Below are 18,928 nucleotides of genomic sequence, written 5' to 3'. Positions count from 1 at the left end.
CACCGAGGCTCTCGGTTGATGTCGGTCGGAAGGAAGAACTCCGTATGAGCGTGGACCCCAGTGCCTCAGGTCGTACCCCGCGCTTTCAGCCCACCGAGCATCTGGCCAGCGAGGCGATCGCGGCCTATGTCGACGGCGAGCTGCGTATGAACGCGTATCTGCGCGCCGCCCAGCATCTTTCGGTGTGCCCGGAATGCGCGGCCGAGGTCGATGCCCAGCAGCAGGCGCGGATCGCGCTGCGCCGGGCCGCCGAGGTGGCCGTGCCGCGCAGCCTGCACGACAGCCTGACCCGGATCCCGCTGGCCGAACTGCCCGGCACGACGGCCGAGCCGCCGCGCCGTAACGAGGCATTTCTCGGATTCATCACCGATTCCTTCACCGCGACCCGGTGGACAACCTGGCGGCGCAAGTAGAGTCACGGGCGTGACAGGCGAATCGACGAATTCCGGATCGACCGAACACGCGGATTCGGCGGCCGACCGGGGGAACCTGCGGCCGTCGGACGCGCCGAACCTCGGCCCGCGTCCGGTGTACCGGCCGCACATCGACAGTCATACCGCGCACGCGTTCCGTCGCCCGAACGGCCAGACCGGCTCGTTCGCACCGCACGACCCGCAGCGGACGGGTCCGGCCGCCGACGCCGATCAGCTGGTCAGCCAGCGCCCGCCGGACGGCGTGCTGGCCGAGGCGTTCGCCCGTCCCGAGGGCTCCGACGAGCTGCTGCAGCGCGAACCGGGCTCCGACGAGCCGCGCACCGTCGTCGCCGGGCCGGTCGATCCCTGGCGTGATCCCGCCGCCGCCGCGCGCCTCGGCGCACCGGCGGTGGAGACCCCCGAACCCGAGCGCCTGCCCGTCGCCCCCAAGCTGACCGCCCGCGAGGTGCTCTTCGGCTCCCGGGTCGCCCCCAAGGCCCTGGCCCTGCTGGCCGTGCTCGCGCTCGGCATCGCCGTCCTCGGCGGGCTGGTCGGGCGGATTACCGCCGAGACCGCGTCGACGCTGACCTCCCGCAAGGTCACCCTGGACCAGACCGCCGGCATCGAGGAGCCGCACAGCCGGATCGCCGCGGTGGCCAACGCGGTGCTGCCCTCGGTGGTCTCCATCCGGGTCACCGTCGGCGACAACGGCGCGACCGGCTCCGGCGTGGTCATCGACGGCGCGGGCTACGTGGTCACCAACAACCACGTGATCTCGATGGCCGCGACCGACAAGTCCGACCGCGCCGCCATCCAGGTGCAGTTCTCCGACGGCACCCGGGTCCCGGCCAAGATCGTCGGCCGCGATCCCAAGACCGACCTGGCCGTGCTGAAGGTGGAGGCCAAGAACCTGACGGTGGCCAATCTCGGCAAGTCCTCCGACGTGCAGGTCGGCGACGACGTGCTGGCGGTCGGTTCGCCGCTCGGCCTGAGCAAGACCGTCACCTCCGGCATCGTCAGCGCCCAGCACCGCCCGGTGAAACTGGCGGGCGAGGGCAGCGACACCAACGCCGTCATCGACGCCGTGCAGACCGATGCCGCGATCAACCCCGGTAACTCCGGTGGCGCGCTGGTCGACATGCAGGGCCGGGTGATCGGCATCAACACCGCCATCCGCAGCGAGACCGGCGGCTCGGTGGGCCTCGGCTTCGCCATCCCGGTCGACGTGATGCAGACCGTCGCCCAGACGCTGATCCGCGACGGCCAGATGCACCACCCGGTGATCGGCCTGAGCGCGCGCACCAAGACCGTCGCCAACGAGGTGATGAGCGGTGCCGCCGTCGCCGACGTGGCCCCCGGCAGCCCGGCCGCCAAGGCGGGCATCGTCGAGGGGGATGTCATCGTGAAGATCGGCGACCGTGAGGTCACCGGACCGGACGAGCTGGTCGTCGCCGTCCAGGCGCGCAAGATCGGGGAGACGGTGAACGTGCAGTTGATCCGGGATGGCAGGCAGGTGGACGTCCCGGTCACCCTCGAATCCGACTGAGCCGCGACCGCGCCGTCCAGGTAGCCTGGACGGCGTGTTCAGCAACATCGGGTGGAGCGAGATGATGATCCTGCTCGTCGCCGCCCTCGTGATCCTCGGCCCGGAGCGCCTCCCCGGCGCGGTCCGCTGGACCACGCGTTCCCTGCGCCAGGTGCGCGACTACGCCAGCGGCGCCACCTCGCAGCTCAAGGAGGAGCTGGGGCCGGAGTTCGACGAGCTGCGCAAGCCGCTGGCCGAGCTGAACGAGCTGCGCAACATGAGCCCGCGCGCCGCCGTCACCAAGCATCTGCTGGGCGGTGACGATTCGGTGCTGCGCGAGCTGGAGACCGCGGTGCCCGACAAGCAGCAACTGTTCGGCACGAGCAGCGGGATGCCGGGCGGATCGGGGTCGTCCGCGCCCTCGCTCGCCAAGCCGCTCGGGCACAACGAGCGCCCGCCGATCGACCCCGACGCCACCTAGATCGCCGGATCACACCGCACGGTCGGCATTTGCCCCGAGGTCGCGCAGCCCGAACACAGCCGCGTTCACCTCGAAATATTGTGATAGCGGACAAGTCGGGCAGGATAGCCCTTGTGCCGCAATACAGTTCGATGTCAACCGATATAGACACGGAATGCTGTCGAGCTGTCTAGACTTCGCACATGTCGGCCGATGACGTGGCACGAGTCTTCGCGATCGAGGACAAGGTCGAGAGACTCAAAGCAGCCACCGACGGGGTGGCGGCTGCCCAGCAGACCATCAACGAACTCACCAGGATCAGGCGCGCCGTGATCCGCGAACTCCATGCCGAGGGCTGGACGTTCGCCCGGATCGGCGCCGCCGCCGGCCTCTCGCGTGCGCGCATCCATCAGGTGAGCACCCAGGGACCGGTCCCCGAGGGCCTGTTCTTCGGGCACGGCACGCTGACCGTGCTCGCGCCCGAGGTCCGCGCCGGGCGGCTACTCGGCGCCCCCGATCCGGCCGCGGCCCAGCGGCTGGCCGAGCTGCTGCGCCAGCTGGGCTTCGTGGCGAACGTGGAGACCTTCCTGCCCGGCAGGCCGGTCGACCTCAATCGCGACGGCCTGGTGATCCTCGGCGGCCCCGAGCTGTCGCCCAGCCTGCGCCAGCTGGTCGTGGCCGATCCGCGGCTGCGCCGGACCGTCACCCGCGCGGGCGACACCCGGCGCGGCATCGAGGACCGGGCCGCGCGCCGCGTCTACCGGCCCGGCGGCACCGAACCACACGACATCGCCTACCTGGCCCGGCTGCCCCGTCCCGACCGGCGCGGCAGCGTCATGCTGATCGACGGCCTGCATCCGCCCGGCTCGCTGGGTGCGATCCGATTGCTGGCCACCCGGCTCGCCACCCTGCACGAACGCGCCAGCAGCCACCTCTTCTCGGTCCTCATCGCAGTCAGATACGACCGCACCTCCGGCGAACCCGTGGATGCCGACCTGCTCACCCCGGTTTATCGCCACGAAACCGACCCCAGGTTGGCTACGACCCGGGTTCGTCCATAGTTAGATCTAAACTAAGCTCACTTTGTGATCTGCATCACGCTATTGTTATGCAGCACAGAACGACGACGATGTTTAGATTGCTAGCGAGTAACCGAATGTGAGTAGGTGAGCGTCACATGTTCTCGTCTCCCGAGGCCAGCGCGTGCCGGGTCCTGCCCGTGCGGACGGCAGGCACCCAGGATCCCCGACCCGTCCCGCCCTTCGAGGCCGAGTCGACCGCCGCCGACGTCATCGTCGCGACCCATCGCCTCACCTACAGCGACCGCCTGAAGGTCTTCATCGGCCCGCACGAGGACGTGGACAGCTTCCTGCGCCCGTTGCGCCGGATGGACGGCAGGCAGCGCTACGCGCTCGATCTGACCGTGCTGCCCGAGCCGATGCCCGCCACGGAGGTCACCACGGCGGTGAGTGGCGCCCGCGGCGATCTCGCGCTGCGCTGCGCGGGCTCGGCCGACGCGATGACCCTCCAGCTACGCATGACGATCGACCACGTCACCCGCCGCTACACCCTCGGTTTCCCCGGTGGCAGGCTCGGCCTGCCGACGGTCTACCTGCCGCACGGCGACGACGACACCTACGTCTATCCCGAAGAGGTCTTCACCGCCGAACGCGCGGCGGAGGTCTTCCGCGCCTTCTTCCACGATGCCGCGATCCCCGGCGACCTGCAGCACCGCGAGATCCTCGACTGAGCTCCGCTCGCCGCGCGCCGACGCTGCGCGATAGCTAGGCTGGTCAGCACGGTCACAATGGCGAATCGGTGGACGTGGAGAGGCCGGTGCGCGATGCGAGAGCTGTTCGGAGCGATCCTCGCGCTGCCGGCCGAGCAGCCCGTCGCGCTGGCCAGGATCATCGATCGGACCGGGCCGGGACCCCGCGACACCGGCGCCGCGATGGCGGTCGCCGCCGACGGGCAGGTGATCGGATCGCTGTCCGGCGGATGCGTGGAGGCCGCGGTCGTCACCACCGCGCGCCAGGTCCTGCGCGACGGCCACGCGAGCACCGAGCGCTTCGCCGCGGCCGACGAGTTCGCCGTCGGCCTCCCCTGCGGCGGCGAGATCGAGGTCTTCGTCGAACGCCTCGACGCGACCGATCGCCCCCTGATCCGCGCGCTCGTCACCGCGCTCGCGGCACACGAACCGATCGCCTACGCCACCACCCTCGAGGCAACGCCGGATCGTAGGCTGCTGTACCCGGGCCGGGTCGAGCCGTGGCGCGACCTCGACCGGGACGCGGCCGCGCTGCTGGCCGCCGGCCACAGCGGTCTCGTCGGCGCCCAGGACTGCACCCCGGCCGCCGCCACCCGGCCGCGCGCCTTCGTCCAGGTCTTCCGCTCCCCCGCGCGGCTGATCCTGGCCGGAGCCAACGACTACACCAGGGCGCTCACCGTGGCGGCGACCCAGCTCGGGTATCACGTCACCGTCGTCGACGCCCGCGAAACCTTCACCACCCCGGCCCGTTTCCCCGCGGCCGACGCGGTGGTCGTCGACTGGCCGCACCGGTATCTGGACGCGGAGCGGCGGGCGGGCCGGGTCGACGAGCGCACGGTCGTCTGCGTGCTCACCCACGACGCCAAGTTCGACGTCCCGATGCTCGCGTGCGCGCTGCGCCTGCCCGCCGTCGCCTTCGTCGGCGCGCTCGGTTCCCGCCGCGCCCATGCCGACCGCACCGCGCGCCTGCGCGAGGCGGGGCTCACGGCGGCCGAGATCGCCCGTGTGCGTAGCCCACTCGGGCTCGACCTGGCCGCGCACACCCCCGAGGAGACCGCGATCTCCGTGCTGGCGCAGATCCTCGCCGAACGCGGCGGCGCGTCGGCCCGGCCGCTGGCCGATCTCGACGGCCCGATCCACCGACCCTGAGCCGAATCCGCGCCCGCCCCTGTTCTTGCCGCCCGAACTTCGATACAGTCTGTTTCATAGATTTGAAACAGTTTGTCTCACAGGAGGTGCTGTGCGCCCACCCGATCCCCGGACCGTGCGCAGTCGCGAGGCCGCGCTGGTCTCGGCCAGGGAACTACTCGTGGAGCAGGGCCTGGCCGGGCTGACGCACAGCGCGGTCGCGGCGCGCAGCGGGATCAGCCGGGCCACGCTGTACCGCCTGTGGCCGGAGCCGACCGAGCTGGTGCGCGCCACCATCACCTGGCACATCACCGCCTCCCAGGCGGCGCCGACCGGTGACCTGCGCGCCGACCTGCTGACCCAGCTGGCGGGCACCCGCGCGATGCTGCACGAGCCCGCCAGCGAGCAGGCGATGCGGGTGCTGATCGAAAGAGCCGCCGTCGACCCGGCATTCGCGGCGGTCAAGGAGTCGCTGTACCGGTCGGGCACCCGGGTGGTGCGCGCGATCCTGACCGCGGCGGTCGAGGGCGGCGATCTGCCCGCCGATCTCGATGTCGACCTGGCCGTCGACCAGCTGCACGGCCCGCTGTTCTTCCGCAGGCTAGTCGCCCACCGCACCTTCGACCTCGACTACGTCCAGGCGGTCGTCGACGACTTCCTGCGCCGGCCGAATACCCCACTCCAGCAAGGACCTTCGTGACATGACGACCACCACCCCCGTAACCCGCTCCGCCCCACTGCTGCTCGCCGTCCTCGTCGGCCTGGTCACCGTCTTCGGCGCGCTACTGGCCGATTTCGTCATTCCCGCGAGCGCCGACCAGCACCTCGGCAACGACGCCTGGCCCCCACACGCGAAGTTCCACGACGCCCAGTACATCGTGATGTCGATCCTGCTCGGCGCCATCGCCCTGTACCTGCTCCTGCGCGACTCCACCCGACCCCACTTCCTGACCGCCTGCGCCCTCCTCGCCACCCCCTGGCTGAGCCTGCTCGCCGCATTCCTGTTCCCCGGCACCGCCATCCAGGACCCCGGCTTCGACAACCCCGCACCCCTGGGCCTGCACCCCCAGGTCCTCTTGTCGCTGATCCTGCTGACCGTCCTTGCCGTGGCCGCCGCGCTCGGCGCCCGGTGCGGTCGACGACTACGCCGCGACTTGTTCGGGGCGGAGGGTTTTCATCGGGGGGCGGTCTTCGAGGGAGACCTCGGTGGCGTGGGCGATGAATTCGCCGCCGATCATCGGGAACTGGGTGAGGGCGGCGCCGGAGTCGATGACGCCGCTGCGGCCCAGCGCGGTGCCGAGGATCTGGCGGCTCATCACGCCGAGGTCGGCCAGCGGGCGATTGCGGTGGGTGCGCACGCCCAGGTTGACCTGGGTGATGGCGTCCATGCCCATCTGGTCGTAGGTGTCGAGCAGCAGGCCGATCTCGACGCCGTAGCCGGGGGCGAACGGGACGGCGGTGAGCAGTTCGCGGGTGCCCGCGTACTCGCCGCCCAAGGGCTGGAGCACCTGGGACAGCTCGGGTCGCAGCGCCGCCAGCAGCGGGCGGGCGACGAGTTCGGTGACCCGGCCGCCGCCGTTGGCGTCGACGGCCTCGCCCTGGCGCAGCGGACGGCGGTAGTAGGCCTTGGACAGGTGGGTGCCCGGCATGGTCAGCAGCGGGCCGAGCAGCTTGGGCACGAAGGCGGGGTCGGGGTCGATCAGGTCGGAGTCGACGAAGGCGATGAGGTCGCCGGTGGTGCAGGCCAGCGAGCGCCACAGCACCTCGCCCTTGCCCGGGACCGGCTCCAGCTCGGGCACGGCTTCCTCGCGGGTGATCACCTCGGCGCCCGCCGCGCGAGCGCGCTCGGCGGTGGCGTCGGTAGAGCCGGAGTCGAGCACGATCAGTTCGTCGACGAGTGTGCCGAGCAGCGGCCGGATACTGGCCACCACCGCGGCGACGGTGTCTTCCTCGTTCAGCGCGGGCAGCACCACCGAGACGGTGCGACCCGCCTTGGCGGCGACCAGTTCGCCGACCGTCCAGTCAGGGGTGTCCCAGGTGTGGGTAGTGGCCCAGGCGGGCTCGCGGTGTTGGATTTTCATGCCAGACCTCGCAGAGTTCGTGCGGGGGGCCGGATGCCCTGGATCGCGGCGATCATGTCCACCACCCGCCGGGTTTCGGCGACTTCGTGGACCCGGAAGATTCGAGCGCCCGCGGCGGCCGACCAAGCCGTCGCCGCCAATGTGCCCTCGACCCTTTCGGTCAGACCGACACCTAAAGTCTCCCCGATAAAATCCTTGTTGCTCAGTGCCATCAAGACTGGCCATCCGGTTTTTACAAGACCGTCGATTCCGCGCAACAACTCGAGCCCGTGATGGGTGTTTTTCCCGAAATCGTGGGTGGGATCGATCACGATCCCATCGCGCCGGACGCCGGCCGCGGCCGCGTTCTCCGCCGCGGCGACCACCGTCGCGGTCACCTCGGCCACCACATCGGTATAGCGGACCCGGTGCGGGCGTGTCCGCGGAATCGCCCCGCCGGTATGACTGCAGACGAGGCCCGCCCCCAGCTCGGCGGCCACGTGCACCAGCTCGGGGTCGGCGCCCGCCCAGGTGTCGTTGACGAGGTCGGCCCCGGCCTCGACCGCGCTGCGCGCGACATCGCCGCGCCAGGTGTCCACACTGATCAACAGGTCGGGATACTTCGCGCGAATCGCCGCGACGAACGGGACCACCCGCTGCGTTTCCTCGGCCGCGTCGACGGTGACGCCCGGCCCGGCCTTCACCCCGCCGATATCGACCAGGTCGGCGCCCTCGTCGACCGCCCGCGCCACCCGGTCCATGGCGGCCTCGTCGCTGAAGGTGGCGCCGCGGTCGTAGAACGAATCGGGGGTGCGATTCACGATGGCCATGACCAGGGCCCGATCGGTCGCCACCGGCCGCCCACAGAACGTCGGGCTCACCCGCCTCTCCGCGGTTTCTGCCGACGGCTCGGAGCCGCTACTGCTGGTGCTTCGGGCAGGCGGTTGGTCGTGTGGTCGGGGTTCGGGCTTGCCCGACGAGTTACCCATGTTCATGCGAGATCAGACGTTACCTTGCTAGCGCGGGGCCTGACCGGCCGCGACGTCGGCGGCGTAGCCGTCGTAGGCGGGGACGTAGCCCGTGGACGGGCCCGACAGGACGTACAGCTGACTGTCGCTGTCGGGGGCGTAGCCCTGTTTGCGCAGCTCCACCTTGCGGCTCTTGAACGTCGAGGTCTGTTCCAGTTCGGCGACCACCCGGACGAACAGCGGGATCGCGTACATCGGCAGGCGCTGGTACGCGGTGGCCGCCAGCGACTTGCCGTCGAATTCCGCGCCGGGGTGCAGGGTGACCGCGGCCATGCCCGCCTTGCCGTCGGTGCCGGGGATGTCGACGCCGTAGACCACGGCCTGCTCGATGTTCTCGTCGTGGTCGAGCGCGCCCTCCACCTCGGTGGTCGCCACGTTCTCGCCCTTCCAGCGGAAGGTGTCACCGAGCCGGTCGACGAAGGCGATGTGCCAGAAGTGCTGGTCGCGGACCAGGTCGCCGGTGTCGAACCAGCAGTCGCCCCGCTTGAAGCCGTCGCGCACCAGCTTGGACTCCGAGGCCCGCTTGTCGGTGTAGCCGTCGAAGGGCTGGCGGTCGTTCACCTTGGCCAGCAGCAGGCCGACACCGCCCGAGCGCACCCGGCGCAGCTTGCCGTCGCGGCCGCGCTTGGCCTTGCCGGTCTCGTCGTCGTATTCGACGACGGCGTAGGGCAGCGGGCACAGGCCGGCGGTGCGGTCCAGACCGAAGGCGTTGACGAACGCCAGCGGCGCCTCGCTCGACCCGTAGAACTCCACCACCCGGCCGATCCCGAACCGGCGGCGGAACTCGTCCCACAGCTCCGGCCGCAGCCCGTTGCCGACGGCCAGGCGCACCCGGTTGTTCCGCTCGGCCGGGCGCACCGGCTGATTGAGCAGGTAGCGGCACAGTTCGCCGATGTAGATGAACGCGGTGGCGCGTTCGCGGGCGATCTCGTCCCAGAAGCCCGAGGCCGAGAACTTGCGGCTGAGCACATAGGTCGACTCGCCCGCCAGCACCGCCGACAGCGCGACCGTCAGCGCGTTGTTGTGATACAGCGGCAGGCAACAGTACAGGCCGTCCTCGGCGCGCAACCGCACCCCGAGACCGCCGAGCCCGGCCATGCTCTTGGTCCAGCGGTGGTGGGTCATCACGCTGGCCTTGGGCAGGCCGGTGGTGCCGGAGGTGAAGATCAGGAACGCGCGTTCGCCCGCGGTCACCTGGGCGCACACCGCCGGGTCGGCATCCGGTGCGGTGCGGGCAGATTCGGCCAGTTCCTCGGCGGTGAGCAGGTTCTCGGCGGGCGCGGGCAGCGAGTCCAGCGCCTCCCCGCACTCGGCGCCGACGACGGTGAGCACGCTGTCGAGCAGGCCGATGCTGTGCGCGAGCACCTGATCGCGCTGGTTGTAGTTGAGCAGGCCGACGGTGCCGCCGAGCTTGAGCACCGCGAGCACGGTGAACAGGGTCTCGGGCCGGTTGGTCATCAGTACGCCGACCACGTCGCCGCGGCGCACCCCGCGCGCGGACAGCACCGACGCGTACCGGTTGACCTCGCTGTTGGCGGCGCGATAGGTGTAGGAGCGGCCCTCGAACCGCAGGAACACCCGATCGGGCCTGCGGTGCGCGACCCGCTGGAAGTACAGGCCGATGGAGGCTTTGTCCTTGGGCCCCACCAGCATTCCGCGCGCATTGCGCAGCATGCCGGGCGCGTCGAGCGCCATCGCGGGCAGCGCCTTGGCGAGGTCGAACACGCTGACGGTCGAGCGGGCGTCGTTGCTCACGTCGAATCTCTCCTAGCCCTCGGCCGGTGCGGCCGGTTCCAGCGCAGCGAAGGCGGCGGGCAGATCGGTGACCACGGTGATGCGGTCGCGCGCCTGCTGCGTCACGATTCTGCGTTCGTACAGTTCATCGATCCAGCGGAAGAGTCCGCCGTAGAAGTCGTCGGCATCCAGCACCACCACGGGTTTGGCGTGTTCGCCGAGGTAGCCGCCGGTCCAGGTCTCGAACAGTTCCTCGAGCGTGCCGACCCCGCCGGGCAGCGCGAGGAACGCGTCGGCGCGCGCCTCCATCAGCTGCTTGCGCTGGCGCATGGTGTCGGTGACGAGCAGCTCACCCGCGTCGACATCGGCGACTTCCTTGTGCACCAGGTGTTTCGGGATCACGCCGACGGTGTGCGCCCCGCCGGCGCGGGCCGCGGTGGCGACCGCGCCCATCATCGACACGTGGCCACCGCCGGAGACCAGTTGCCAACCGCGCCGGGCGATCTCGGTGCCCACGCGGGCGGCCAGGCTGATCAGGCCGGGATCGGTGGTGCTGGCGGAGCAGTAGACGCAGACGGAGTAGGGGGCGCTCACCACTGGTCCTCGGTGCCGAGGCGCTCGATGTCGGCGTGATCGCCGGTCTCGCCACGGATGATCCGCACGACCTCGTCGACGCTGTCGGTGATCTGGATCAGGTCGAGGTCCTCCGGGGAGATCTTGCCCGAGACCGCCATCGTGTTCCGCAGCCAGTCGACCAGGCCGGACCAGTAGGCGCTGCCGAACAGGATGATCGGGAACCGGGTGATCTTGCGGGTCTGCACCAGGGTCAGCGCCTCGAACAGCTCGTCGAGGGTGCCGAAACCGCCGGGCAGACAGACGAAGGCCTGCGAGTACTTCACGAACATCGTCTTGCGGACGAAGAAGTACCGGAAGTTGATGCCCAGGTCGACCCACTCGTTGAGCCCCTGCTCGAACGGCAGCTCGATGCCGAGCCCGATCGAATAGCCGCCCGCCTCGGAGGACCCGCGGTTGGCGGCCTCCATCGCGCCGGGACCGCCACCGGTGATCACCGCGAAGCCCGCGTGCGAGAGCGCGGCGCCGATCTCCCGGCCCGCGATGTACTCGGGATCGTCGCGGTGCGTGCGCGCCGAACCGAAGACGGTCACCGCGGGCGGCACCTCGGCCAGCGCGCCGAAACCCTCGACGAACTCGGCCTGGATCCGCAGCACCCGCCACGGATCGGTGTGCACCCAATCGCTGTCCTGCCGGGAGTCGAGCAGGTTCCGGTCGGCGGTCCGCATGCCCTGCTTGCGATTGCGCCGGAACATCACCGGCCCCCGGAACTTCGCCGTGGATTTGACCTTCCCGGCCTGATCAGCGGAATCGGTAGACATACCCCCACGCTACTGGGTCGGGTCGAACACCAGTCGTCAGCGGGCTGACAGGTAGGTGCGCAGCATCGCGGTGACGGCGGTGATCTGGCTCAGCGGCACGTGCTCGTCGCGCTTGTGCGCGAGATTGGGGTCGCCGGGGCCGAAGTTGACCGCGGGGATGCCGCGCGCGGCGAAGCGGGAGACGTCGGTCCAGCCGTACTTGGCGCGGACCCCGCCGCCGCCGTGGGCGTTGACCGAGTCGATCAGGGTGCGCGCGGCGGGCGCGGTGAGGCCGGGCAACGCGCCGGGCGAGGAGTCGGTCACCACGAACTCGACATCGAGCCCGGCGAAGACCTCACGCACATGCGCGACGGCCTGCTCCACGGTGCGATCGGGCGCGAAACGGAAGTTCACATCCACCTCGGCGACATCGGGCACCACATTGCCCGCGACCCCACCGGAGACGCGCACCGCCGACAGTCCCTCGCGGTACACGCAGCCGTCGATGTCGACCTCGCGCGCCGCATAGGCCGACAGCCGCGCCAGCACCGGCGCGAGACCGTGGATGGCGTTCTCGCCCAGCCAGGCCCTGGCCGAGTGCGCGCGCACCCCCGAGGTGGTCAGCCGGACCCGCAGCGTGCCCTGGCAGCCCGCCTCGATCCAGCCGCCGGAGGGCTCGCCCAGGATGGCCAGGTCGCCGTCGAGCCACTCCGGTAGCTCGCGCTCGATGTGGCCGAGGCCGTTGAATTCGGCGGCGATCTCCTCGCCGTCGTAGAAGATCAGCGTCAGATCGTGGGCCGGGTCGGCGATGGTGGCCGCCAGATGCAGGAACACCGCGTCGCCGGACTTCATGTCGACGGTGCCGCAACCGAACAGCACCGGCTCGCCACCGACCTCGTCGGGGCGGCTGGGCACATTGTCGGCGATCGGCACGGTGTCGAGGTGACCGGCCAGGATCACCCGGGTCGGCAGCCCGCGCTGCGTACGCGCCAGCACCACGTTGCCGTGCCGCAGCACCTCGAACCCGGTGGTCTGCTCCCGTAATGCCTGCTCCACCAGATCCGCGATCTTGGCCTCGTCGCGCGACACGCTGGGAACGTCGACCAGGGCGGCGGTCAGCTGAATGGGGTCGGCATGCAAATCGAGAGTCACATCTCGACAGTAGTACGGACGCCGATCCGACTCGCGGGTTCGCCGGACCACGCGGCCGAATCCCCGTGTCGGGATAATCATTACCCGAGCGAATTAACGGCAAATATTACGATTGTTTGACGATGAACCCCCTTGCGCGGCAGTGAAATTCCACCGCGCTAGCGTTCGTTCGCCGCCTTTTCCGGGCGGTCGAGAATACGGAGGGATTCACACGAAATGAAGTTCGGAAAGATCACTACCGCTGCATTCCTGGCGATCACCGCGATGGGGATTACCGCGGCCACCGCCAATGGTCAGCCCGCCGTGGCGACCGAGCAGCCCGCGGTAGTGGCTGCGGGGGGCGCGACTTCCGGTACTACCCACGGGATCAACTACACGACCTCGGTGTCGCCCGCGGACAAGACCATCACCTGGGCGGTCGACAGCGGCCGGTTCGAGCTCGCCGCCGACGGCTCGGCCGTGCAGCTGCGCACCCAGGACGGCGTGACCGTCGACCAGGCGCCGCTGCGCTCCGAGGTCGCCGGGCTGCCGATCGCGGTCACCCCGCAGATCAGCGAGGACGGCCGCACCGTGAAGCTGGCGGCGGCGATGACGCCGGAGGACACCGCGAAGCTGCAGAGCGTCGCGGGGGCCAAGGACATCAGCTCCTACGACCGGCTGATGGAGCAGGTCAACAAGAACCTGCCCGGCATCGTCATCGGCGCTCTCATCGGCGCGTTCATCCCGTTCCTGTGGCTGATCACCATCCCGGCGGGCGCGCTGATCGGCGGCTACGTGATGGGTGGCCAGGAGTTCCTGGACGCCGTGATCGCGTTCGCCACCGGCCAGCCCTGATCGACCCGGCATGACGCGCGGGTGCGCGGACGTTTCGACGTCCGCGCGCCCGCGTTCCGTGTCCGCCCCGGGGGTGGCCGACACAAAGCGCCGCGGAACCGGCAAAATGAACTCCGTGAGCATTCAGGGAGCAACTGCAGTCGGTATCGCGAACGTGACCTCGGACGGCACCGTCCTCGACACCTGGTACCCCAGCCCCGAGCTGGGCGAATTCACCGAGACCGGCTCCAAGCGCGTCGACGCCGCCGAGGCGGGCGAGTTCGCGGAGCTGCTCGGCGTGGACGCGGCGCGTGGCGTCGAGGTGATCGCGGTGCGCACCACGATCGCGGACCTCTCGGCCGCCCCGGTCGACGCGCACGACGTGTACCTGCGCCTGCACCTGCTCTCGCACCGCCTCGTGCAGCCGCACGGCCTGAGCCTGGACGGCCAGTTCGGCCTGCTCAGCAATGTGGTGTGGACCAACCACGGCCCGTGCGCGGTGGACGGCTTCGAGCAGACCCGGCTGAAGCTGCGCGCCCGCGGCCCGGTCACCGTGCTCAGCGTCGACAAGTTCCCGCGCCTGGTCGACTACGTGGTGCCCTCGGGCGTCCGGATCGGCGACGCCGACCGGGTCCGCCTCGGCGCGCACCTGGCCTCGGGCACCACCGTCATGCACGAGGGCTTCGTCAACTTCAACGCCGGCACCCTGGGCAATTCGATGGTCGAGGGCCGCATCTCGGCCGGCGTCGTCGTCGGCAACGGCACCGACGTGGGCGGCGGCGCGTCGATCATGGGCACCCTGTCCGGCGGCGGCACCCAGGTGATCTCGGTGGGCGAGCGCTCGCTGCTCGGCGCCAACTCCGGTCTCGGCATCTCGCTGGGCGACGATTGCGTGATCGAGGCGGGTCTCTACGTCACCGCGGGCACCAAGGTCACCGGCCCCGACGGCACCGTGGTCAAGGCCGCGACCCTGTCCGGACAGAACAACCTGCTGTTCCGCCGCAACTCCACCACCGGCGCGGTCGAGGTCGTCCCGCGCAAGGGCACCGGCATCGAGCTCAACGCGGCGCTGCACGCCAACGACTGAGCGGAACTCCCCGGCGGCCCCGTACTCGCGAGAGTGCGGGGCCGCTGTCGTCGCCGGACCCGCACCGCCGAGCGAGTGTGACCCGCATCACCATCACAAACCGGGTCCCTGTCGCATCACATGGTCGAACGCAGAAACCGACGGCAGGAGACAGAGATGAACATCGTGGTGGTCGGGGCAGGGTACGCGGGCACCGTCGCGGCGAACAGGCTGGCGCGCAAGGCCGGGGACGCGCGGATCACGGTCGTCAATCCACGACCGGACTTCGTCGAACGGGTGCGGCTGCACGAGCAACTCGCCGGAACCGGTTCGGCGGCGACCCCGCTCGCCGAGATGCTCGGTGCCGGGATCGCGACGCGGGTCGCCGGGGTCGACAAGATCGGCGACGGTGCCGTCACCCTCGACGACGGCACCACCCTCGGCTTCGACCATCTGTTCCTCGCGGTCGGCAGCACCGCGCGGCCGCTGCCCGGCTCGATCCCGATGGGCACCTGGGAGGGCGCCGAGCAGGCGCGCACCGCCCTCGCCACCCTGCCCGCGGGCGGCCGCGTCACGGTGATCGGTGGCGGCCTGACCGGCATCGAGACCGCGGCCGAGATCGCCGGCGCCCGGCCGGACCTGCGGGTGCGGCTGATCGGTGCGGAGCTCGGGGCGAGCCTGTCCGGTGGCGGACAGCGCAGCGCGCGGGCGGGGCTGACCCGGCTGGGCGTGGAGATCGTCACCGACGAGGTCGAGCGGATCGAGGCCGCGACGGTGTGGCTGCGCTCCGGCGACCCGCTCGAATCGGACCTCACCCTGTGGGCGGTGGTGTCGACCGTGCCCGACCTGGCGGCCCGCAGCGGACTCGCGGTCGACGCCGACGGGAAGGCCCTGGTCGACCCGTATCTGCGCAGTGTCACCGATCCCCGGATCTTCGCCGTCGGCGACTGCGCCGCCGTGCCGGGTCAGCGCATGGCCTGCGCCACGGCCGCACCGCAGGGCGCGCACGCGGCCGATACCCTGGCCAGAGTGATCGAAGGACGTGCGCCACGGCCCTATTCGATGGGGTACACCGGCCAGGCGCTGAGCATCGGCAGGCGCGGCGGCATCGTGCAGACCGGACGCCTGGACGGCACCGCCCTGCCGCTGCACGTCAGCGGCCGTCTCGCCGCGATCGTCAAGGAACGCATCAATCGCTACGCCGCCTACGCCGCCCGCACCGGCAACAGCGTGTGGCTGCCGGGCCCGACGCGGTGACCGACGAGTTCGCCGAGAACCGCAGGCTGCTGTTCTCCATCGCCTACGAGATCCTCGGTTCGGTCGTCGACGCCGAGGACGTACTGCACGACAGCTACCTGCGCTGGCGCGAGGTCGACCACGCGAGCGTCGACAATCCGCGCGCCTACCTGGCCCAGATCGTCACCAGGCAGGCGATCGGCGTGCTCCGCTCGGCCGCGCGCAGGCGCGAGGAGTACATCGGGCCCTGGCTGCCCGAGCCGCTGGCGGCGGAGTCCGAGGGCGGGGTCGAGCACGTGCTGACCGGCGAGGCGGTGACCACCGCGATGCTGCTCGTGCTGGAGACGCTGACGCCGGTGCAGCGCGCGGTCTTCGTGCTCCGCGAGGTCTTCGCGTTCAGCTACGCCGAGATCGCGGCGGCCGTCGGCAAGTCCGAGACCGCGGTGCGGCAACTGAACCAGCGGGCCAGGGCGCGCGTGCACGCCAAGCGGCACACCGTGATCGCGACCCCGGCCGAGGCGCAGTCGGTGGTCGAGCGGTTCTCGATCGCGGCGGCCACCGGCGACGTCCAGGCACTGATGGACGTGCTCGCCCCCGACGTGGTCTACATCGCCGACGGCGGCGGCGTGGTCAACGCGGTGCGCAGGCCGGTCCTCGGCCCGGACAAGGTGGCCCGGCTCGTCATCGGCCTGCTCCAGAAGGGCGACCGGCTGGGCGAGATGGGCGTGCGGGTCGGCGTCTTCAACGCGATGCCCGGCGTGGCGGTGACGATCGACGGCGTCCTCGACCAGGTGACCTCCATCGAGGTCACCGACGGCGTCATCACCGCGGTGTACTGCGTGCGCAACCCCGAAAAGCTCAGCGCGGTACGGGTTCCGGAGTGAGCCGACGGCGTGGCCGGGTCGGATGGGCGCGTCGGGACGCTCGGTGATGTAGGACTCGAGTGCCTCGACGCCGCTTCGGCGACCCGCTACGCTGATCAAGTATACGGAGCCGTATATCTGGAGGATCGTCATGGCACTCCCCCCTGGTCAGCGCGCGGTCGAGGGATTCCCGCGCTTCGGTACCCACCTCCATCACCCGCCGCCGCCGGTGCCCGCCAACCCGACGATCGAACTCGGCGGCGAGCTCACCGAGCCGGTCTCGCTGTCGCGGACCGATCTCGCGGGGCTCCCCCGGCGCACCGAGCTGGCCGACTTCCACTGCGTCGCGGGCTGGTCGGCCACCGGGCTGCGCTGGGAGGGCATCCCGTTCGCCACGTTCTACCGGGAGGTCGTCGAGCCGCGCCTGCGACCGGGCGCGGCCATCAGCCACGTCGTGTTCGCCGGGCTGGACGGCTACCAGTCGATCGTCCTGCTCGACGACGCCCTGGCCGCGGACGTGCTCATCGCCGACCGGCTCGACGGGCAGCCGCTCGACAGCGACCACGGCGCGCCGATCCGGCTGGTGAGCCCGAGCCAGTACGGCTTCGTGAACACGAAACACCTGTGCCGCATCGAGTTCCACGTCAGCGAACCGCCCGATCCCGAACGGTTCTCGCCGATCGCGGCGCACCGCCGCGCCCGGGTGTGGGCGGAGGAACGACACCGCTACCTGCCCGGTCGGGTGGTGCGGCCGATCTACCATCGGCTGATCGGGCCGATCCGGGCGCTGAGCGCCCGCGGCAGCAGTACCCGGCGGGACTGAGTCAGCCGAGCAGCTTCTTCTGCACCTTGCCCATGGCGTTGCGCGGCAGCGCGTCGACGAACCTGACCTCGCGGGGCCGCTTGTGCGCCGAGACCTGGTCGCCCACATGGGCGATCAGCGCGGCGCCGAGCTCGGCGGAGTCACCCTCGCGTGAGACGACGAAGGCGACGACGCGCTGGCCCAGATCGTCGTCGGGCAGGCCGACCACGGCGACCTCGGCGACCGCCGGATGGCCGAGCAGCGCGGTCTCGATCTCGCCCGCGCCGATCCGGTAGCCGCCGGACTTGATGAGGTCGATGGACTCGCGCCCGACGATGCGGTGGAAGCCGTCGGGGTCGATGACCGCCACGTCGCCGGTGCGGAACCAGCCGTCCTCGGTCCAGTCCGCGGCGGTGGCGTCGGGACGGTTGAGGTAGCCGTCGAACAGCATCGGCCCGCGCACCTGGAGCGCGCCGATGCTCTCGCCGTCGTGCGGGACCGCGGCGTCGGATTCGTCGCGCAGCCGGGTTTCCACCCCGCGCACGGGCGTGCCGACCCAGCCCGGCCTGCGCTCGCCGTCAGCGCGGGTGGACAGCGTGATCATGGTTTCGCTCATACCGTAGCGCTCCACCGGCGCCTGCCCGGTGAGCTCGGCCAGTTGCTCGAACACCGGCACCGGCAGCGGCGCGCTGCCCGACACGAGCAGCCGGGCTTTGCCCAATTGCCGTGCCAGCTCGGGCTGTTCGACGACCCGCGACCACACCGTCGGCACCCCGAAGTACAGGCTGCCGCCCGCCGCCGCGTAGGCCTGCGCCGTCGGCTTGCCGGTGTGGATCACCGGGCTGCCGACCCGCAGCGGGCCGAGCAGGCCCAGGATCAGCCCGTGCACGTGGAACAGCGGAAGCCCGTGCACCAGGGTGTCTTTCCAGGTCCAGCCCCACGCCTCGGCGAGCGCGTCGAGACCGGCGGCGATGGCGGCGCGGCTGAGCATCACGCCCTTGGGCGCGCCGGTGGTGCCGGAGGTGTAGAGGATGAAGGCCGTCGACGCGGGATCGGGCTCGGGGTAGGTGTGCCAGGACCGCGCGTGCAGCCGCACCGGCACCACCGGCAGCCCGGTCCCCTCGGGCGCGGCGCCGAGCCAGGCCTGCGCACCGGAATCACGCAGGATGTGCTCGAGTTCGGCCGCGCCGGAATCGGGCGGCACCGGCACCACCGTCACCCCGGCGATCAGGCAGCCGACGACGGCGAGCACGGTGCGCACGGTCGGTTCGGCCAGCACCGCGACCCGGTCGGCGCGGGCGATCCGCTCGGCCACCGAGGTCGCCGCACCCAGCAGATCGGAGCGCGACAGAGTGGCATCATCGATGGTGACGGCGTCGGGAATGTCGGCACCGGCGGCGACGGCGATCGGATCGAGCGAGGCAAGCAGCAGCGGCGGACCGTAAGGCATCCGTCCACGCTAACGCGGCGAGGTTCGGCGGTCGCGCGCCGCCGTCCGTTGACTCCC

General features: G+C 70.8%; 19 protein-coding genes and 1 pseudogene. 13 read left to right on the top strand and 7 right to left on the bottom strand.

The window, feature by feature from the left end; genetic code table 11:
* The first annotated feature begins 44 nt into the window (after window positions 1-44).
* The 8 genes and pseudogenes from AB0H54_RS06360 to AB0H54_RS06325 form a co-directional block, all read left to right on the top strand.
* Entirely contained in the window at window positions 45-413 is a 369-nt protein-coding gene (locus AB0H54_RS06360) for a hypothetical protein (protein ID WP_218719897.1), read from the top strand.
* A 10-nt stretch (window positions 414-423) separates the two neighbouring features.
* Window positions 424-1,959 (top strand): trypsin-like peptidase domain-containing protein, encoded by a 1,536-nt coding sequence (locus AB0H54_RS06355; protein WP_357343193.1) that lies wholly within the window; start codon window positions 424-426, stop codon window positions 1,957-1,959.
* Window positions 1,960-1,993: 34 nt separating this feature from the next.
* Window positions 1,994-2,419 (top strand): Sec-independent protein translocase protein TatB, encoded by a 426-nt coding sequence (gene tatB, locus AB0H54_RS06350; RefSeq protein ID WP_355276352.1) that lies wholly within the window; start codon window positions 1,994-1,996, stop codon window positions 2,417-2,419.
* Window positions 2,420-2,601: 182 nt separating this feature from the next.
* Complete coding sequence (locus AB0H54_RS06345; RefSeq protein WP_218719894.1) at window positions 2,602-3,459, top strand: hypothetical protein; 858 nt, start codon at window positions 2,602-2,604, stop codon at window positions 3,457-3,459.
* Between the two features lie 116 nt (window positions 3,460-3,575).
* A complete protein-coding gene (locus AB0H54_RS06340; RefSeq protein ID WP_355276354.1) occupies window positions 3,576-4,148 on the top strand; it encodes a hypothetical protein in 573 nt (190 codons plus the stop codon).
* 93 nt (window positions 4,149-4,241) lie between these two features.
* The gene (locus tag AB0H54_RS06335; protein WP_357343190.1) at window positions 4,242-5,315 is read left to right on the top strand and encodes an XdhC family protein; all 1,074 of its coding nucleotides are present in this window, start codon (window positions 4,242-4,244) and stop codon (window positions 5,313-5,315) included.
* Window positions 5,316-5,406: 91 nt separating this feature from the next.
* Window positions 5,407-5,994 (top strand): TetR/AcrR family transcriptional regulator, encoded by a 588-nt coding sequence (locus AB0H54_RS06330; protein WP_357343188.1) that lies wholly within the window; start codon window positions 5,407-5,409, stop codon window positions 5,992-5,994.
* 1 nt (window position 5,995) lies between these two features.
* Window positions 5,996-6,364 (top strand): annotated as a pseudogene (locus AB0H54_RS06325) (DUF6640 family protein); the annotation flags it as partial.
* 72 nt (window positions 6,365-6,436) lie between these two features.
* Here AB0H54_RS06325 and AB0H54_RS06320 read toward each other — a convergent pair.
* From AB0H54_RS06320 to dapE, 6 genes are all read right to left on the bottom strand, one after another.
* Window positions 6,437-7,375, bottom strand: coding sequence for a glucosyl-3-phosphoglycerate synthase (locus tag AB0H54_RS06320; protein WP_357343186.1), 939 nt, complete (start codon window positions 7,373-7,375; stop codon window positions 6,437-6,439).
* Window positions 7,372-8,235 carry a dihydropteroate synthase gene (gene folP, locus AB0H54_RS06315; protein WP_357343184.1) on the bottom strand — a complete coding sequence of 288 codons (864 nt, stop codon included), beginning with the start codon at window positions 8,233-8,235 and terminating at the stop codon, window positions 7,372-7,374. Before folP ends, AB0H54_RS06320 begins: the two co-directional genes overlap by 4 nt.
* Before the next feature lie 135 nt (window positions 8,236-8,370).
* On the bottom strand, window positions 8,371-10,137 hold the full coding sequence (locus tag AB0H54_RS06310; protein ID WP_357343182.1) for a long-chain-acyl-CoA synthetase: 1,767 nt from the start codon (window positions 10,135-10,137) through the stop codon (window positions 8,371-8,373).
* A 12-nt stretch (window positions 10,138-10,149) separates the two neighbouring features.
* On the bottom strand, window positions 10,150-10,710 hold the full coding sequence (locus AB0H54_RS06305; protein WP_355276364.1) for a TIGR00730 family Rossman fold protein: 561 nt from the start codon (window positions 10,708-10,710) through the stop codon (window positions 10,150-10,152).
* A complete protein-coding gene (locus AB0H54_RS06300) occupies window positions 10,707-11,444 on the bottom strand; it encodes a TIGR00730 family Rossman fold protein (RefSeq protein ID WP_355276573.1) in 738 nt (245 codons plus the stop codon). Before AB0H54_RS06300 ends, AB0H54_RS06305 begins: the two co-directional genes overlap by 4 nt.
* Before the next feature lie 102 nt (window positions 11,445-11,546).
* Window positions 11,547-12,641 carry a succinyl-diaminopimelate desuccinylase gene (dapE, locus tag AB0H54_RS06295; RefSeq protein WP_355276366.1) on the bottom strand — a complete coding sequence of 365 codons (1,095 nt, stop codon included), beginning with the start codon at window positions 12,639-12,641 and terminating at the stop codon, window positions 11,547-11,549.
* Window positions 12,642-12,857: 216 nt separating this feature from the next.
* On the opposite strand from dapE, the gene AB0H54_RS06290 reads away from it, so the two are divergent.
* The 5 genes from AB0H54_RS06290 (at window position 12,858) to AB0H54_RS06270 (ending at window position 17,442) form a co-directional block, all read left to right on the top strand.
* Window positions 12,858-13,475 (top strand): hypothetical protein, encoded by a 618-nt coding sequence (locus tag AB0H54_RS06290; RefSeq protein ID WP_355276368.1) that lies wholly within the window; start codon window positions 12,858-12,860, stop codon window positions 13,473-13,475.
* Between the two features lie 115 nt (window positions 13,476-13,590).
* A complete protein-coding gene (dapD, locus tag AB0H54_RS06285) occupies window positions 13,591-14,541 on the top strand; it encodes a 2,3,4,5-tetrahydropyridine-2,6-dicarboxylate N-succinyltransferase (protein ID WP_357343179.1) in 951 nt (316 codons plus the stop codon).
* 156 nt (window positions 14,542-14,697) lie between these two features.
* Window positions 14,698-15,777 (top strand): FAD-dependent oxidoreductase, encoded by a 1,080-nt coding sequence (locus tag AB0H54_RS06280; RefSeq protein ID WP_357343177.1) that lies wholly within the window; start codon window positions 14,698-14,700, stop codon window positions 15,775-15,777.
* On the top strand, window positions 15,753-16,640 hold the full coding sequence (locus AB0H54_RS06275) for an RNA polymerase sigma-70 factor (protein WP_357343175.1): 888 nt from the start codon (window positions 15,753-15,755) through the stop codon (window positions 16,638-16,640). The genes AB0H54_RS06280 and AB0H54_RS06275 overlap by 25 nt, the downstream gene beginning before the upstream one ends.
* Window positions 16,641-16,770: 130 nt before the next feature.
* Entirely contained in the window at window positions 16,771-17,442 is a 672-nt protein-coding gene (locus AB0H54_RS06270) for a molybdopterin-dependent oxidoreductase (protein WP_357343173.1), read from the top strand.
* 1 nt (window position 17,443) lies between these two features.
* Here the strand turns inward: AB0H54_RS06270 and AB0H54_RS06265 are convergent, their stop codons facing one another.
* Complete coding sequence (locus tag AB0H54_RS06265) at window positions 17,444-18,871, bottom strand: acyl-CoA synthetase (RefSeq protein WP_357343171.1); 1,428 nt, start codon at window positions 18,869-18,871, stop codon at window positions 17,444-17,446.
* Window positions 18,872-18,928 lie beyond the last annotated feature (57 nt).

The sequence above is a fragment of the Nocardia sp. NPDC050718 genome (assembly GCF_040654235.1).
Lineage (GTDB): Bacteria > Actinomycetota > Actinomycetes > Mycobacteriales > Mycobacteriaceae > Nocardia.
This window is presented reverse-complemented; position numbering and strand designations above follow the sequence as displayed.